Here is a 17142-nt window from a genome sequence, read left to right as displayed (position 1 = left end):
GCGGACGCCGGAGTCAGTGGTGGTAGCCGGAGTCCTTCGCGCGCTGGATCGAGCGGTTGATCTCGTGCTCGGCGTCCTCGCGGCCGACCCAGTGGGCGCCCTCGACGGACTTGCCCGGCTCGAGGTCCTTGTAGACCTCGAAGAAGTGCTGGATCTCCAGGCGGTGGAAGTCGGAGACGTCGTCGATGTCCTGGCGCCAGGCGGCGCGCTGGTCGCCCGTCGGGACGCACAGCACCTTGTCGTCACCGCCCGCCTCGTCGCGCATGCGGAACATCCCCAGCGCGCGGCACTTGATGAGGCAGCCGGGGAAGGTCGGCTCCTCGAGCAGGACCATGGCGTCCAGCGGGTCACCGTCCTCGCCGAGGGTGCCCTCGATGAACCCGTAGTCGTCCGGGTATCGCGTCGAGGTGAAGAGCATGCGGTCCAGACGGATGCGACCGGTCTCGTGATCCACCTCGTACTTGTTCCGCTGACCCTTGGGGATCTCGATGGTGACGTCGAACTCCACAGTTCCTCCGCTCTGAAATGCCTGTGCGCCTCCCCAAGTGTGCCATGCAGGGGCGCGCGACGAGCGCGTGAGCGGCGGCCCGGCGCGCTCGCGGTGCGACCCGGGCGTGCGACAATGCGGGCTGACCGAGCCTGCGTGTGACCAGGTTCACGACACCGGGGGAGGATCGCATGGGGTGGCGCCTCAGGGTCGGTGCCGCCGTGACGTCGGTCCTCACGCTGTTCGGCGGGTATCTCGTGGCCGACGCCTACGACGTCGTGCCCGGGATGGTCACGTTCGACCCGCCCCACGAGTCGCCCGCCCCGTTCCCCTCCGCCCCGGGTGCCTCCACCGGACCCAGCCCCCGGGTCGCCGTGCCGCCGCTGTCGTCCGAGGCGCCCGTCCCGGACGCCGACGCGGTCGGCCGGCTCGTGACCGACCTCGCCGACGACGAGCGGCTCGGGAGACGGGTGGGCGTGCTGGTCACCGACGCCGACTCCGGCGAGACGCTCGGCGCCCACCGGGCGGACCGCTTCATGGTGCCCGCCTCCACGCAGAAGATCCTCACCGCCGTGGCCGCCTACGAGGGGCCCAGCGGTGACGTCACCCTCCCTACCCGCGCCGTGCTGCAGGGGACCTCCCACGTCGTGCTCGTCGGCGGCGGGGACATGATGCTCGCCCCCGACGCCGGGGACCCCGACGCCGTCAACGGGCGGGCGGGCCTCGGCGACCTGGCCGACCAGGTCGTGGCGGAGCTCGGGCTGACCGGCCCGGACACCGTCACCGTGTCGGTCGACGACACGCTGTTCCGCGGGCCGGCCGTCGCCCCCTCGGTCCGGGAGAGCGACGCCGACGCCGGGTACGTGGCCCCCGTCGCGGCGCTCGCCGTCGACGTCGCACGGCTGGACGACGACAAGTACGCCCCGCGGCAGTCCGACCCGGCGATGGCCGCCGCCGAGACGTTCGCGGACGCGCTCTCGGAGCGGGGACTCAGGGTGGACGGCCGCGTCGACCGGCAGAAGGCGCCCTCCTCGGCCCGGGAGATCGGGCGGGTCGAGTCCGCGCCGCTGGGGGAGGTCGTCGACTACTTCCTCGTCGAGTCGGACAACACCCTCACCGAGGTGGTCGGCCGGATCGTGGCCGTCGACGCCGGGCTGCCCGGCACGGGCTCGGCCGCGGTCAGCGAGGTGACGGCGGTCGTCGAGCGTCTCGGGGTCGACCTGTCGGGTGCCGAGCTGGCGGACCTGTCCGGCCTCGGCACCGGGTCCCGGATGACGTCCCGCCAGCTCGTCGACACCCTGGACCTCGCGGCCCGGGACCCCGCGCTGCGCGAGACCCTCGTCGGGCTGCCGATCGCGGGGATGCAGGGAACGCTCGCGGACCGGTTCGGGACGGGCAACCCCGGGCGCGGGTACACCCAGGCGAAGACGGGCAGCCTGCCCGACACTCGGGCGCTGTCCGGCACCGTGGTCACCTCCGACGACCGGCTGCTGCTGTTCACCGTGATGGCCGACCGGATCCCGGACGGGCAGTCCTGGGGCGCCAACCTCATCATCGACCGCTTCGTCGGCGAGCTCGCCGCCTGCGGGTGCCGACCCGGGCGCTGACGGGCCCACGTCCGGCGCACGCCCGGCGACCCGCCGTTACGGTGGTCCCGTGACCTCCACCAGCACCCTCGTCGACTGGCAGACCGCGGCCCAGATCGCACGGCGCGTCGGGCGCCCCGGCCCCGTGGCGTCCCGCGCGGAGCTGGACGACCTCGTCGAGGGACTGCGCACCGCCGCGCAGGACGCCGTGCCGCACGTGCTGCGGGTGACGCGCATGCGGCCCGCCGACGCCGACGTGGAGCGCGAGCGGGACTCCTCCGGGCGGTTCACCCGGCGCGTCCGGGTCGAGCACGCCGACCTCGGTGACGTCCGCGTCGTCGACCGCGCCACCTGGGCCCGGGCGAACACGACGTCGATGGCCGCGCTCACCGACCCGGTGCTCGCCGGGCTCGACCCGGCCGCCCGTCCCGTCGAGTCCTCCAACGCCCGCCTGGCCGCCGCCGCCGAGGTCGGCGGGCTGCTCGCCCTGCTGTCCTCCAAGGTGCTCGGTCAGTTCGACCCGTACGGTCCCGGGCGACCGACCCTGCTGCTCGTGGCGCCCAACGTGCTGGCCGCCGAACGGGCCATGCAGCTCGACCCGCAGGACTTCCGCCTCTGGGTCTGCCTGCACGAGCAGACCCACGCCCTGCAGTTCGCCGCCGCGCCCTGGCTCGCCGGGCACCTCGCCGACCGCATGGGTGCGCTGCTGCGGGACGTCACCGCATCGTCGGTCGCGCTCAGCCACGCGCCGCTGCGCGACAAGGTCGCCCTCGTGGGGCGCACGCTGCTCGACGCGGTCCGCGGCGACCTCACCACGCCCGTCGACCAGGTGCTGGGACCGGACCAGAAGGAGCAGCTCGCCGAGATCACCGCCGTCATGGCGCTGCTCGAGGGGCACGCCGACGTCATGATGGACGCCGTCGGACGGCGTGTGGTGCCGAGCGTGCGCACCATCCGGTCCCGGTTCGAGAAGCGTCGTGACGGCGAGGGTGCGCCGCGGGTCGACGTCGTGCTGCGCCGGGTGCTCGGCATGGACGCCAAGATCGCCCAGTACCGCGACGGGGCCGCGTTCGTGCGGGCCGTCGAGGAGAAGGTCGGCCGGGACGGGTTGAACGCCGTCTGGGCCGAGCCCGGGAACCTCCCGAGCGCGCGCGAGATCTCCGACCCCCGCGCCTGGGTGCGTCGCGTCCACTCCTGAGAGTCCCGTGGCCCGCATCGACCCGGCGCTCGCCGCCGCCCGCACCGCCGTCCGCGCCGACCTCGCCGACCTGGGCCCGGACGACCTGGTGCTCGTCGCCTGCTCGGGCGGCCCCGACTCCCTGGCGCTCGCCGCCGCCGTCGCGCACGAGGCGCGCCGCGTGGGCCGGTCGGTGCGCTCGCGCGGGTACGCCGTGCGAGCGGGCGCCGTCGTCGTCGACCACGGTCTGCAGCCCGGGTCGGACGCCGTCGCCGAACGCGCCGCGCAGCAGTGCCGCGCCCTGGGGCTGGACCCGGTCGTGGTGCGGGAGGCCGTCGTCGTCGGGACGGGCGACGGCGCCGAGGGTGCGGCCCGCGCGGCGCGGTACGCCGCGCTGGAGGCCGTCGCGCAGGAGACGGGCGCGACCACGGTGCTCCTCGGGCACACCCTCGACGACCAGGCGGAGCAGGTCCTGCTCGGGCTCGCGCGCGGCAGCGGCGCCCGGTCGCTCGGCGGCATGCCGGCGCGCCGGGGACGGTACCGCCGTCCGCTGCTCGGGCTGCGGCGCGCGCAGACCGCCGCGGCGTGCGTCGCGAGCGGTCTCGAGCCGTGGCACGACCCGACGAACGACCCGGACGCCGTCCACGGCGGACCCGTGCCGCTGCGGTCGGCGGTGCGCGGACGGCTGCTGCCGGTCCTGACCGAGGTGCTCGGCCCCGGCGCGGTGGAGGCGCTCGCCCGCAGCGCCGACCAGCTCCGGGACGACGCGGCCGTGCTCGACGCCCAGGCCGCCGATCTCCTCACCCGTGCCCTGCCCGACCCCGGCACGACCGTGGCCGAGGACGGGCCCGCCGGTGACGGGGCCGCCCTCGTGCTCGACGTCGCACCGCTGGCCGCCGCACCGGCCGCCCTGCGGCGGCGGGCGCTGCGGGAGGCGGCGCTCCGGGTCGGGTGCCCGCCCGGGACGACGACGGCACGGCACGTGGACGCGCTCGACGCGTTGGTGGTGCGCTGGCGCGGCCAGGGGGAGGTGCACCTGCCCGCGGACGTCCGGGCCACGCGGGACTGTGGCAGGCTGTTCCTGCGGCCGTCGGTGACGGGACCGCGTCACCCTGCCCCGCACCCCGAGGAGTAGCCCCGTGGACAAGTCGGACGTCGCCGGCGACCTCGCCGACATCCTGATCACCGAGGAGCAGATCGGCACCCGCCTGGACGAGATGGCGGCGCAGATCGACGCCGACTACGCCGGCAAGGACGTGCTCCTCGTCGGCGTGCTCAAGGGCGCGGTCATGGTCATGGCCGACCTGTCCCGTCGGCTCCACCACCCGCTGGAGATGGACTGGATGGCGGTGTCGTCCTACGGCTCGGGCACCAAGTCCTCCGGCGTGGTCCGCATCCTCAAGGACCTCGACACGGACCTGTCCGGCCGGGACGTCCTCATCGCCGAGGACATCATCGACTCCGGTCTGACCCTGTCGTGGCTCGTGCAGAACCTGCGGTCCCGCGGTCCGGCGTCCGTGGAGATCGCGACGCTGCTGCGCAAGCCCGACGCGGCCAAGGTCGACGTCGACGTCCGCTACGTGGGCTTCGACATCCCCAACGAGTTCGTCGTCGGCTACGGCCTCGACTACGCCGAGAAGTACCGGAACCTGCCGTTCATCGGGACCCTGGCTCCGCACGTCTACTCGTGACGCCTGACGCCCTGGGCGAACAGGCGCGGGAACTTTCCGCGGTCCCGTGTAGTTTCGTAGGTCGAACCATCGCCCGACCGAAGGGAAGCGGGGCACGCCCCCGTCACGGATGAACTTCAAGAAGATCTTCAGCGGACCGCTCATCTGGATCGCGCTCGGCCTCATCCTGGTCGCGCTCGCGTTCTCGGCCTTCTCCGGTGAGCGGATCGAGCGTGTCGAGACGTCGCAGGGCCTCGAGCTGCTGTCCGGCGACACGGTCGACCACGCGCTCATCGTGGACGGCGACCAGCGCGTCGAGCTCGAGCTCAGCGAGCCCTACGTCGTCGACGAGGGGACCGAGGACGAGCGGGACCTGGGCGAGAAGGTCGACTTCTTCTGGGTGGCGCCGCAGGGCGAGGACGTCGTCTCCGCCGTCGAGTCCGCGGACCTGTCCGAGGGCTACGACACCTACGTGCCGCAGCCGTCGTTCCTCGGCTCGATGCTCTCGTTCCTCGTGCCGTTCCTCATCATCCTCGTCGTCTTCTGGTTCGTCCTGTCGCGGATGCAGGGCGGCGGGCGCAACGGTGTCATGGGCTTCGGCAAGTCCCGGGCGAAGATGATCACCAAGGACACCCCGCAGGTGACGTTCGCCGACGTCGCGGGCGTGGACGAGGCCGTCGAGGAGCTGCACGAGATCAAGGAGTTCCTCTCCGAGCCGGAGAAGTTCCAGGCCGTCGGGGCGAAGATCCCCAAGGGTGTGCTGCTGTACGGCCCGCCCGGCACGGGCAAGACGCTCATCGCCCGCGCCGTCGCGGGAGAGGCCGGGGTGCCGTTCTACTCGATCTCCGGCTCGGACTTCGTCGAGATGTTCGTCGGCGTGGGCGCATCGCGCGTGCGGGACCTGTTCGAGCAGGCGAAGAACAACTCGCCCGCGATCATCTTCGTCGACGAGATCGACGCCGTCGGCCGGCACCGCGGCGCCGGCATGGGCGGCGGGCACGACGAGCGCGAGCAGACGCTGAACCAGATGCTCGTCGAGATGGACGGGTTCGACGTCAAGACGAACGTCATCCTCATCGCCGCGACGAACCGTCCCGACATCCTCGACCCCGCGCTGCTGCGCCCGGGCCGCTTCGACCGGCAGGTCGCCGTCGAGGCGCCGGACCTCAAGGGGCGCGAGCACATCCTGCAGGTGCACGCCAAGGGCAAGCCGATGGTCGAGTCCGTCGACCTGGCCGCCGTGGCGCGCCGCACGCCCGGCTTCACCGGGGCCGACCTGGCCAACGTGCTCAACGAGGCCGCGCTGCTCACCGCCCGCTCCGGGGCGCAGCTCATCGACGACCGGGCGCTCGACGAGGCGATCGACCGTGTGCTCGCCGGCCCCCAGAAGCGCACCCGGGTCATGAAGATCAAGGAGCAGAAGATCACGGCGTACCACGAGGGCGGCCACGCCCTGGTGGCGGCCGCGATGCGGTACACCGACCCGGTGACGAAGGTGACGATCCTGCCCCGTGGACGTGCTCTCGGGTACACGATGGTCATGCCCACCGAGGACAAGTACTCGACCACCCGCAACGAGCTCCTGGACCAGCTCGCCTACGCCATGGGTGGGCGCGTGGCCGAGGAGATCGTGTTCCACGACCCCACCACGGGTGCGAGCAACGACATCGAGAAGGCCACCGCCATCGCCCGCAAGATGGTGATGGAGTACGGCATGAGCGAGAAGGTCGGCGCGCTCAAGCTCGGCTCCGCCTCGTCCGAGCCCTTCCTGGGCAAGGACATGGGCCACCAGCGCGACTACTCGGAGGCCGTCGCGGGGACCGTGGACCACGAGGTCCGCAAGCTGGTCGAGGCGGCGCACGACGAGGCGTGGGAGGTGCTGACCCAGTACCGCGACGTCCTGGACGACCTCGTGCTGCAGCTGCTGGAGAGCGAGACCCTGAACCAGGCCGAGCTGGCCGAGGTCTTCGCCCCGGTGAGCAAGCGCCCGGCCCGCGACGTGTGGCTGTCCAGCACCGAGCGCACCGTGCACACCCGCGGTCCGGTGATGACCGAGGGCGAGAAGGCCGCCTACGCCACCAACGGCCACGCCGGCGGGCTGCCGCAGGACGAGGCCGCCGTCGTCGGCAACGTCGAGGCCGAGGCCGCGGCGTCGCGCACCGTCGACGAGCGTGTCGCGCGGCCCTCGGGCGACGACGGCACGACCGCGGAGCGGTCCGACGGCGAGGAGGCCTGAGTGGCCGAGCCGGACCTCCCGCTGTCGCCGGTCTCCCTCGGGATGCGGTCGGCGTCGGAGGTGCCGCCCTACGACCCCGAGCGGGTGGAGGCGGCGATCCGTGAGCTGCTGATCGCCGTCGGGGAGGACCCCGACCGCGAGGGTCTGCGCGACACGCCCGCACGGGTGGCGCGCTCCTACCGGGAGATCTTCGCCGGGCTGCACCGCGAGCCGGAGGACGTGCTGACCACCACCTTCGACCTCGGTCACGAGGAGCTGGTGCTGGTCAAGGACATCGAGGTGTACTCCACCTGCGAGCACCACCTGGTGCCGTTCCACGGCGTCGCCCACATCGGCTACATCCCCAGCGCCGACGGGCGGATCACCGGGTTGTCGAAGCTGGCGCGGCTCGTGGACGTCTACGCCAAGCGTCCCCAGGTCCAGGAGCGCCTGACCACGCAGGTCGCGGACGCGCTGGTGAGCATCCTCGACCCGCGGGGCGTCATCGTCGTCGTCGAGTGCGAGCACCTGTGCATGTCGATGCGGGGCGTCCGCAAGCCCGGCGCCCGGACGGTGACGTCCGCCGTGCGGGGGCAGCTGCAGGCCACCGCGACGCGTGCCGAGGCGATGAGTCTGATCCTGGGGCGCTGACGCATGAGGACGCGCGACGTCGCCGTCGCCGGGCTGCCGGAGCTGTCAGGGACGGGACGCTGCCTGGTGATGGGTGTGGTCAACATCACGCCGGACTCCTTCTCCGACGGCGGGGAGTGGTTCGAGCCGGAGGCCGGCGTGCAGCACGGGCTCGACCTGCTCGCCGAGGGCGCCGACGTCCTGGACGTCGGCGGGGAGTCGACCCGTCCCGGGGCGGACCGGGTGACCGAGGCGGAGGAGCTGCGTCGCGTCATCCCGGTGATCGGGCGCCTCACCGCCGCCGGTGCCGTGGTGTCGGTGGACACGACGCGGGCCGCCGTCGCCGAGCGTGCGGTCGCCGCCGGCGCGCGCCTGGTCAACGACGTCTCCGGCGGCCTCGCCGACCCGGAGATGGCCACGGTCGTGGCCGAGACCGGGGTGCCGTACGTGGCGATGCACTGGCGGGGGCACAGCGACGTCATGGACTCGCTGCAGGACTACGACGACGTCGTGGCCGACGTCCGTGACGAGCTCGCCGCACGCGTCGCCGCGCTGCACGACGCCGGGGTGGCCCCCGAGCAGGTCGTGCTCGACCCGGGCCTGGGTTTCGCCAAGTCCGGTGCGCTGAACTGGCCGCTGCTCGCCCACCTGGACGCGTTGGAGTCGCTGGGGCGACCGCTGCTCGTGGGTGCGTCCCGCAAGCGGTTCCTCGGGCACCTGCTGGCGGGTGTGCACGGCACGGCGGACGACCAGCCGGTACCGCCCGGCGCCCGGGACGACGCCACGGCCGCGATCTCGGCGTTGGCTGCACACGCCGGGGCGTGGTGCGTGCGCGTCCACGCCGCGCGTGCGAGCGTTGACGCCGTACGAGTGGCGGCCGCCTGGAGGCAGGCCGAGACGATGGAGGGCACCGCGTGACATTCGCCGACGCCGTGACGGGGTCGGACGGCCGACCCCTCGACCAGATCAGACTGACGGGCGTGACCGCCACCGGCCACCACGGCGTGCTGCCGGAGGAACGCGCCGAGGGGCAGACGTTCCGCGCCGACGTGGTGCTGCACCTGGACGTGCGGGCCGCTGCCGGTGCCGACGACCTCGCGGCGACGGTCAGCTACGCCGAGGTCGCCGAGGACGTGCACGACGTGCTCTGCGGTCCGCCGGTCGATCTCGTCGAGACGCTGGCCGAACGGATCGCCGCCGTCGTGCTGGAGCACCCGGCGGTCCAGGCCGTCGACGTGCGGGTGCACAAGCCGGAGGCGCCGATCGCCGTCCCGTTCGACGACGTCGAGATCGTGGTGCGCCGCGACCGGGAGCACCGGCCGTCGGTGCCGGCGCTCCCTGCCGGGTCGCCGGTGCAGGTCTCGTCGTCCGGCCCCGCCCCGGAGCCGGCGGCTCCCGCGGTGCCACCGCCTCCGGTCCCGCCGCAGCCGGTCGCGGGGACACCCGCGTCCGCGCCGGTGCCGGTGCCGTCGGCAGCCGTGCCCGCCCCGGCCCCGTCGCCGTCCGCCGGTTCGGTGCCGTCCGCCTCGTCGGTGCCGACGCCCGCCGTGTCCGTGCCACCGGCGCCCGAGGGTCCCGTCGCGGAAGCACCCGTCCCCGCACCGCGCGCCCCCGAGCCCGCCGTGCCGGAGCCGTCGGCCGCCGGGTCCTCGCCCGTGGCGGAGGTCGCGATCGTGGAACCCGAGCACGTGCCCGCTCCGGCCGTCGACCCCCTGGACGCGGTGCCGGAGGCCCCCGTCGAGGCGGTGATCGCCCTCGGAGCGAACCTGGGTGACGCCCAGGCCACGCTGCGCGAGGCGGTGACCGACATCGACCGGGTCTCGGGGGTGCAGGTGATGGAGGTCTCGCCGCTCGCCCGCACGGTCGCTGTCGGCCCCGAGCAGCCGGACTACCTCAACGCCGTGCTGCTGGTGCGGACCACGCTGCCCGCCCGCGGCCTGCTGGGCGTCTGCCAGGACGTCGAGACGCTGCACGGCCGGGTCCGCGAGGAGCGCTGGGGTCCGCGGACCCTGGACGTCGACCTCATCCAGTACGACGACCTGACGTCGACCGCCGAGGACCTGGAGCTGCCGCACCCCCGCGCGCACGAGCGGGCGTTCGTGCTGGTGCCGTGGGCGGAGGTCGACCCGCAGGCCGTGCTGGGCGGGCTCGGCGGTGGTTCGGTCGCCCAGCTGGCCGCGACGGCCCCCGACCGAGCGGGCATCCGGTGGCTCGCGCTGGACTGGTTGACCGGACCGGCCGCGACCGGGACGGTGCCCGCGCAGCCGCAGCCGCAGCCGCAGCCGCAGCCGGAGCCGGAGCCGGAGCCGGAGGCGGAGGCGGATGCGGGCCGCCGGCCGGAGGCGGACCCGCCTCCGGCCGAGGAGCAGTCCTCGCCCCCGGCCCCGACCACCAGCGCGTTCCCGGCGCAGGCCGCGCCGCCGGCACCGGCCCCGTCCGCGGACCCCTCCGCCGAACCGTGGCGCGAGCCGTCGGGCGAGCTGCCCCGGCGGGAGCCGTCGGCCCGGCTGCCGCAGCGGGACACCCCCGCCGAGCTGCCGCGGCGGGAGCCGTCGACCGAGCTCCCGCAGCGGATGGAGACCTCCGGCCAGGTGCCGCAGGTCCAGGAGCCACGCGGCTTCGTGGCGGCCGCCGGGGTCCACGCCCCGATCCCGCCCGCCCCCGACGCCGAGCACCCGGAGCGCTCCTGACGTGCGGCGTACCCGTGTCCGGACCCTCGCGGCCGTCGCGGTCGGGGTCGCCGCCGTCGGGCTGCTGCTGCTGAGACTGCTCGAGTCCCGGGGGATCTTCGTCCCCGGCGCCGCCTGGGTGGAGGTGGCGGCTCTCGTCCTGCTCGCCGGCCTCGTGCTGTGGGCCGGCTGGGCGGTCCGGTCCTACCTGCGCGGTGACCGCCCCGACCTCGACCCGCTGCGCGCGGCGCGCACGTTCGCCATGGCCAAGGCCGCGGCGTACACGGGGGCCCTGCTGGCCGGTCGGTACGTCGCCTCCGTGCTGCTGGTGCTGCCGCAGCTGGACGTCGAGCCGCGCCGGGAGGTCGCCGTCACGTCGGGGGTGGCCGCGCTGGCCGCCGTGGGGCTCGCGGTCGTGGGGCTCGTCGTCGAGAAGTTCTGCGAGGCGCCGCCTCCCGAGGAGGACGACGGGACCGAGGCGGTCCCGTCCTGAGACGGCGCGGGCCGTCCCGTGCCGCTGTTCTGCGAAGATGGGGACATGACACACCCCGCACCGGGTCCGGCCGACCCGTTCGACCCGCCGGGCGTGACGTGGGACCGGGTGTCGCCCCGGCTGATCCCCGCGCGTCTGGTCGTCGTGGGCATCTGGCTCGGACTGCCGCTCGTCGTCACGGTCCTCCTCGCCGTGCTGGTCACCCCGTGGTTGTGGATCGCGACCGCCGCGCTCGTCGTGCTGCTCGCGTGGGTCGGCGTGCTGGTGCCCCGGCAGGTCCGTGCCATCGGGTACGCCGAGCGTGACGACGACCTGCTGATCCGCAGCGGGATCCTGTTCCGCGAGCTGGTCGTGGTGCCCTACGGACGGATGCAGTTCGTGGACGTCACGGCCGGCCCCCTGGACCGTCGGCTGAACATCGCCAAGGTCCAGCTCCACACGGCCTCGGCCAGCACGGACGCCGAGATCCCGGGGCTGACGCCGGACGAGGCCGAACGTCTGCGTGATCGTCTGACGGCGCGCGGCGAGGCGAGGCTGGCCGGCCTGTGAGCGCTGCGGAACCGACGCCGGACGTCCCCCGGACGGCACCGGCGCGCGAGTGGCGACGGGTGCACCCCATCACGCCGGTCGTGCGGGGCTGGGCCGTCATCGCGGTGCTCCTGTTCGTCGTGGGGCAGCAGCTCGCCGAGGGTGTCGAGTACGCCGACGCCGTGGTCGACGGCGTGGCCCAGGTGTGGTGGATCGTGGTCGTCCTCGTCGTGGTCCTGCTGGCGGTCATCTTCGGTGTCTCGGCGCTGGCCTGGCGCATGACCTCCTACGCGGTGGACGACGACGCCGCGCACCTGCGGCGGGGCATCCTCTTCCGGCAGCAACGCCACGCGCGCCTCGACCGCCTGCAGGCCGTCGACGTCCGCCAGCCGCTGCTGGCGCGGCTGTTCGGGCTGGCGGAGCTGACCCTCGAGGTCGCCGGGGGGTCGGACTCCGGGGTGGTGATCGGGTTCCTGCGGCTCGACGACGCCAAGCAGCTGCGGGCCGAGCTGCTGGCGCGCGCGGCCGGTGTCAAGGCGCGTCGCACCGACGGGCGGACGGTCGGTGTCGCCGACGGCGGCACCGCAGGACCGTCGGCGGCGTACGCCACCGCGGACGGCGACGCGGCGCCGGTGACGGCCGAGCTCGCCGAACCGGCGCAGGAGGCACCCGAGAACCTGGTCTACGAGGTGCCCCCGGGCCGGCTGGTCGTCTCGCTGCTGCGCCTGCCCGCCGTGTGGATCGCGCTGGCCGTGCTGGTCGGCCTCGTCGTGTTCGTCGCCGCCACGCAGGCCGTCGGGGTGCTGTTCTCGATGCTGCCGGTCGCCCTCGGCGTCGGGACGTTCCTGTTCAACCGCTTCGCCGGCGAGTTCGGGTTCCGGGCGGCGATCTCCCCGGACGGGATCAGGCTGCGGCACGGGCTGCTGGAGACGCGGGCGCAGACGATCCCTCCCGGGCGGGTCCAGGCGCTGGAGCTCACCCAGGGGCTGTGGTGGCGGGGCAAGGACTGGTGGCGGATCACGGTCAACGTGGCCGGCTACGGCAGCGAGGACCAGAACGGTACGCAGAACGTGCTGCTGCCGGTGGGCCCTCGCTCCGAGGCGCTGGCGGCCCTGTGGCTGGTGCTGCCCGACCTCGGGGCCGACGAGCTGACCGAGCTGCTGGACGAGGGCCTGGCGGGCGACAGCCGTACCGACCGGTTCTTCACGACGAGCCCGCGGAGGGCCCGGTTGCTGGACCCGCTCAGCTGGCGGCGCAACGGGTTCGCGGTCGCCGACCGTGCGCTGCTGCTGCGTGGCGGACGCCTGACGCGGCGCCTCTCCGTGGTGCCGCACGAGCGGACCCAGTCCCTGGGGCTCGAGCAGGGGCCGTGGCAGCGCGGCCGTGGCCTGGCCACCTTCGCGGTGCACTCCACGCCGGGACCGGTGACGACCCGGTCCCACCACCTCGACGCCCCCGACGCGGTGCACCTGCTGAGCGAGCAGGCGGTCCGCGCACGCACGGCCCGGGCGCACCAGGTGCCGGAGCGGTGGATGGAGCGGGTGGCGCCCCTGGCGAGGTCGCGGCCCACCGACGGCGACGCGGAGGAGACCCCGTGACGGCGCCGGAGACGACCCGCCCGGGTCGGCTCGGGGTCGGCGTCGTCGGCGCCGGCCGGGTCGGGGCCGTGCTGGGCAGCGCGCTGCGGTCGGCCGGGCACGCCGTCGTCGGCGCCTCCGGGGTCTCGGACGCCTCGCGCGAGCGGATCGAGACGATGCTGCCCGGCGTGCCGCACCTGGAGGTGCCGGAGATCGTCGAGCGGTCCGAGCTGGTGCTGCTGGCGGTGCCCGACGACGCGCTCGCCGGCCTCGTGTCCGGTCTGGCCGACGTCGGCGCCTGGCAGCCGGGCCAGATCGTCGTGCACACCTCGGGCCGCTACGGCACGGGGGTGCTGGGGCCCGCGCAGCAGGCGGGCGCGATCCCGCTGGCGATCCATCCCGCGATGACGTTCACCGGGACCTCGCTGGACCTGGCCCGGCTGTCGGGCTGCACCTTCGCCGTCACCGGACCCGGGGCGGTGCTGCCCATCGGGCAGGCGCTCGTGGTCGAGATCGGGGGCGAGCCCGTCGTCGTCGACGAGGCGTCCCGGGGGCTCTACCACGCCGCGCTGGCGCACGGGGCGAACCATCTGGTGGTCCTCGTGGCCCAGGCGGCGCAGGCGCTGGAGGCCGCCGGGATCGAGCACCCGGGCCGGGTGCTGGCCCCGCTGCTGGGCGCCGCCCTCGACGGGGCGACCCGCGCGGCGGACGTGCGCGACGGCGAGGGTCCCGGGGCGATCGCGGCGCTGACCGGCCCGGTCGCCCGGGGGGACGCCGGCACGGTGACCACCCACCTGGAGGTCCTCGAGGACCTCGCGGCCGACACGGGGGCGACGGACGTCCCCGACAGCTACACGGAGCTCGCCCGCGGGGCCGCGCGGCGCGCGCTCGCGAGCCACCGCATCGACGACGCGGCAGCACGCGCGCTGCTGGACGTCCTCGGCGAACCGCCCAAGGGGGACTCATGACCGCACCTGCCGACCGGGCGACGTCGTCGTCCGCCGACACCGACGGGGTCGTCGCACGGACCCGTACCGAGCTGCGGGACGCGCTCGCCGCCTGGACGCTGGGCGGGGCCGACCCGACCGACCGCCGCGCCGTGGTGATGACGATGGGGGCGCTGCACGCGGGGCACCTGGAGCTGGTCCGGCGTGCCCGGGCCGAGGTCGGCCCCGGCGGGCAGGTGGTGGTGACGATCTTCGTCAACCCGCTGCAGTTCGGCGAGGGCGAGGACCTGGACGCCTACCCCCGGGACCTGGACGGCGACCTGGAACGGCTCGCCGAGGTGGGGGCGGACGTCGTCTTCGCGCCGACGCCGGACGTCGTCTACCCCGACGGCGACCCGATCGTGCGGGTGTCCGCCGGTCGGATCGGCGAGGTGCTCGAGGGGGCCTTCCGCCCCGGGCACCTCGACGGCGTGCTGACCGTGGTGCTGAAGCTGATCCAGCTCACCCGCCCGGACGTCGCGCTGTTCGGCCAGAAGGACGCCCAGCAGCTCCTCGCCGTGCGCCGCATGGTGCGTGACCTGGACCTGCCGGTCGAGATCGTCGGCGTGCCCACGGTGCGTGACGAGGACGGCCTGGCGCTGTCGTCCCGCAACACGTACCTGTCCGCGGGGGAGCGGGACGCGGCCCTGGCGCTGTCGCGCGCGCTGCGGGGCGGTGCGGTGGAGGCCGAGGCCGGGCACGGCGCCGCGGCGGTGCTCGCGACGGCGTCGGGAATCCTCAACGCGGTCCCCGACGTTGTGGTGGACTACCTGGCACTCGTCGACCCGGATACTGTGGAGGACGTAGCCGGTGACCACACCGGCCCCGCCCTGCTGCTCGTCGCCGCGCGCGTGGGCACCACACGACTGATCGACAACCAGGCCGTGGATGTCGTCGCGTCCTCCGCGGAGGACGAAACCGCAGGCCAGGAGGCAACCCCGTGACTGACCAGACTGCATCGTCCGTGGGCACGACCCCGGCGGACCGCCGGACCGGTACGCGCCGCCCGGCGTCCCTGCAGCGCCCGATGATGATCGGCAAGATCCACCGCGCGACGGTGACCCAGGCCGACCTGCACTATGTGGGATCCATCACGGTCGACACCGACCTGCTGGACGCCGCGGACCTGATCCCCGGCCAGCAGGTCGACGTCGTGGACGTCGACAACGGCGCCCGCCTGACGACGTACGTCATCCCCGGTGAGCCGGGGTCCGGCCAGATCAGCATCAACGGCGCCGCGGCGCACCTCGTGCACCCCGGCGACAAGGTCATCATCATCGCCTACGGCATGCTCTCGGACGCCGACGCCCGTTCGTTCCTGCCGAACGTCGTGTTCGTCGACGGCGAGAACCGGATCGTGGACGTGGACGACGACCCCGGGCAGGTCCCGGACGGCTACGGGCTCGTCAGCTCGGGTATCCCCCTCGGCGCACGGTGAGCCCGGACCGGCTCGCCCGTTCCCTCGTCGCGCCCGCCCCGGGCTGGACGACGCGCGCGGACGCGGTCGTCGTCGGCTCGGGGATCGCCGGACTCACGGCGGCGCTCGAGCTGCGCGCCCGGGTGCCGCACGTCCTGCTGGTCACCAAGGGTGCGCTGTCCTCGGGCTCGACCGTGTGGGCGCAGGGCGGGATCGCCGCCGTCCTGCACCCGGACGACACCCCGGAGGCGCACCTGCACGACACGCTCGAGGCCGGCGGTGGCCTGAGCGACCCGGAGGCCGCCGAGGTCCTGGTCACCGAGGGCCCGCAGCGGGTGCACGAGCTGGTGGCTCGCGGGGCCAGCTTCGACCGTGCCGACGACGGCGGGATCGCGCTCACCCGGGAGGGCGGCCACCGGGCCGACCGGATCGCGCATGCGGGCGGTGACGCCACCGGGGCCGAGATCTCGCGCGCGCTGGTGGCGCAGATCGAGGCCGTGCGCCACGACCCGGGGATCGAGGTGATCTCCAACGCGCTGGTCCTCGACGTGCTCACCGGGGCGCCGGACGCCGCGGGGGAGCGCCCGGTGGCCGGTGTGACGCTGCACGTGCGCGGCGAGGGGTCGCGCGACGGGGTCGGGGCCGCGCTGGCCCCCGTCGTGGTGCTGGCGACCGGGGGCGTGGGGCAGGTGTTCCGCTCCACGACCAACCCGCCCGGGGCGACCGCGGACGGCATCGCGGCGGCGTTGCGTGCCGGTGCCGTGCTCGGCGACCTGGAGTTCGTGCAGTTCCACCCCACGGTGCTGTGGCTGGGTGCCGGAGCCCGGGGCCAGCTCCCGCTGATCAGCGAGGCGGTGCGCGGCGAGGGCGCGCTGCTGCTCGACGTGAACGGGCACCGGTTCATGCCGGACGTGCACCCGATGGCCGAGCTCGCGCCCCGGGACGTCGTGGCGCACGCCATCGTGCGGCAGATGGCGGCGACCTCCGCGGACCACGTGCTGCTGGACGCCCGCGCCCTGGGGGCCGACTTCCTGCGTCGCCGGTTCCCGGGGATCACCGCCCGGCTGGCCGACCACGGCATCGACTGGACGGAGGAGCCGGTGCCGGTGGCGCCGGCCCAGCACTACCACTCCGGGGGTGTCGTCACCGATCTGCACGGCAGGTCGTCCGTCCCGGGGCTGTACGCGGTGGGGGAGGTCGCGTGCACCGGCGTGCACGGAGCCAACCGACTGGCGTCGAACTCGCTGCTCGAGGGGCTCGTGTTCGCCCACCGGGCGGCGGCCGACGTGGTGGCGCGGTTCGAGACCGGGGAGCTGGCCACGGCCCCGGAACCCGTGGAACGGCCCGGCGGGGCGGCGCTCGTCGCCGCGGCCGCACGGTCCCGCATCCAGCGTATGACGTCCGAGGGGGCCGGCCCGATCCGGACGGCCGAGTCCCTGGCGCGCGCGGACACCGCCCTGGCGGAGGTGACGACCTCGGCCCACGGGGACGTCGGGGTGGTGGCGGCTCCGCAGGTGGCCGAGTGGGAGACGACGAACATTCACCAGGTGGCACGTGCCCTGGTCCGGGCCGCCGCGGTGCGGACCGAGAGCCGGGGCGGTCACTTCCGCGCGGACTTCCCCGACCGCGACCCCGCCTGGGAGCGGCGCGTGACGGTGGCGCTGGAGGACGACGGCACCCTCACCGCCGGCTGACCCGCGAGTCAGG

Annotated in this window: 16 protein-coding genes; 15 read left to right on the top strand and 1 reads right to left on the bottom strand. The window is 74.6% G+C overall.

Annotated elements, in window-relative coordinates:
• Positions 1-13: 13 nt before the first annotated feature.
• Positions 14-508 (bottom strand): inorganic diphosphatase, encoded by a 495-nt coding sequence (locus tag HLI28_RS00715; protein WP_171245588.1) that lies wholly within the window; start codon positions 506-508, stop codon positions 14-16.
• Between the two features lie 170 nt (positions 509-678).
• On the opposite strand from HLI28_RS00715, the gene HLI28_RS00710 reads away from it, so the two are divergent.
• The 15 genes from HLI28_RS00710 (at position 679) to HLI28_RS00640 (ending at position 17129) form a co-directional block, all read left to right on the top strand.
• Positions 679-2094, top strand: coding sequence for a D-alanyl-D-alanine carboxypeptidase/D-alanyl-D-alanine-endopeptidase (locus tag HLI28_RS00710; RefSeq protein WP_171245587.1), 1416 nt, complete (start codon positions 679-681; stop codon positions 2092-2094).
• Positions 2095-2143: 49 nt separating this feature from the next.
• Positions 2144-3271: a zinc-dependent metalloprotease gene (locus HLI28_RS00705; protein ID WP_171245586.1), complete on the top strand. Its 1128-nt coding sequence runs from the start codon at positions 2144-2146 to the stop codon at positions 3269-3271.
• Between the two features lie 7 nt (positions 3272-3278).
• Positions 3279-4385, top strand: a complete 1107-nt coding sequence (gene tilS, locus HLI28_RS00700; protein WP_171245585.1) for a tRNA lysidine(34) synthetase TilS — start codon at positions 3279-3281, stop codon at positions 4383-4385.
• 4 nt (positions 4386-4389) lie between these two features.
• Positions 4390-4941: a hypoxanthine phosphoribosyltransferase gene (gene hpt / locus HLI28_RS00695; protein ID WP_171245584.1), complete on the top strand. Its 552-nt coding sequence runs from the start codon at positions 4390-4392 to the stop codon at positions 4939-4941.
• 109 nt (positions 4942-5050) lie between these two features.
• Positions 5051-7156, top strand: coding sequence for an ATP-dependent zinc metalloprotease FtsH (ftsH, locus tag HLI28_RS00690; RefSeq protein ID WP_171245583.1), 2106 nt, complete (start codon positions 5051-5053; stop codon positions 7154-7156).
• Positions 7157-7198: 42 nt separating this feature from the next.
• The gene (gene folE / locus HLI28_RS00685) at positions 7199-7786 is read left to right on the top strand and encodes a GTP cyclohydrolase I FolE (RefSeq protein WP_171245932.1); all 588 of its coding nucleotides are present in this window, start codon (positions 7199-7201) and stop codon (positions 7784-7786) included.
• Between the two features lie 3 nt (positions 7787-7789).
• Positions 7790-8683: a dihydropteroate synthase gene (folP, locus tag HLI28_RS00680; protein ID WP_171245582.1), complete on the top strand. Its 894-nt coding sequence runs from the start codon at positions 7790-7792 to the stop codon at positions 8681-8683.
• Positions 8680-10455, top strand: a complete 1776-nt coding sequence (gene folK, locus HLI28_RS00675; protein ID WP_171245581.1) for a 2-amino-4-hydroxy-6-hydroxymethyldihydropteridine diphosphokinase — start codon at positions 8680-8682, stop codon at positions 10453-10455. Before folP ends, folK begins: the two co-directional genes overlap by 4 nt.
• A 1-nt stretch (position 10456) precedes the next feature.
• Positions 10457-10927 (top strand): DUF3180 domain-containing protein, encoded by a 471-nt coding sequence (locus HLI28_RS00670; RefSeq protein WP_171245580.1) that lies wholly within the window; start codon positions 10457-10459, stop codon positions 10925-10927.
• Positions 10928-10972: 45 nt separating this feature from the next.
• On the top strand, positions 10973-11476 hold the full coding sequence (locus HLI28_RS00665; protein WP_171245579.1) for a PH domain-containing protein: 504 nt from the start codon (positions 10973-10975) through the stop codon (positions 11474-11476).
• Positions 11473-13053, top strand: a complete 1581-nt coding sequence (locus HLI28_RS00660) for a PH domain-containing protein (RefSeq protein ID WP_171245578.1) — start codon at positions 11473-11475, stop codon at positions 13051-13053. Before HLI28_RS00665 ends, HLI28_RS00660 begins: the two co-directional genes overlap by 4 nt.
• On the top strand, positions 13050-14000 hold the full coding sequence (locus tag HLI28_RS00655) for a DUF2520 domain-containing protein (RefSeq protein WP_171245577.1): 951 nt from the start codon (positions 13050-13052) through the stop codon (positions 13998-14000). Before HLI28_RS00660 ends, HLI28_RS00655 begins: the two co-directional genes overlap by 4 nt.
• Positions 13997-14962, top strand: a complete 966-nt coding sequence (gene panC, locus HLI28_RS00650; RefSeq protein WP_171245576.1) for a pantoate--beta-alanine ligase — start codon at positions 13997-13999, stop codon at positions 14960-14962. The genes HLI28_RS00655 and panC overlap by 4 nt, the downstream gene beginning before the upstream one ends.
• Before the next feature lie 83 nt (positions 14963-15045).
• Entirely contained in the window at positions 15046-15456 is a 411-nt protein-coding gene (gene panD, locus HLI28_RS00645) for an aspartate 1-decarboxylase (protein WP_246246266.1), read from the top strand.
• Entirely contained in the window at positions 15453-17129 is a 1677-nt protein-coding gene (locus HLI28_RS00640) for an L-aspartate oxidase (protein ID WP_171245575.1), read from the top strand. Before panD ends, HLI28_RS00640 begins: the two co-directional genes overlap by 4 nt.
• Positions 17130-17142 lie beyond the last annotated feature (13 nt).

The sequence above is a fragment of the Isoptericola sediminis genome (assembly GCF_013085345.1).
In the GTDB taxonomy this organism is placed as follows: domain Bacteria; phylum Actinomycetota; class Actinomycetes; order Actinomycetales; family Cellulomonadaceae; genus Isoptericola; species Isoptericola sediminis.
This window is presented reverse-complemented; position numbering and strand designations above follow the sequence as displayed.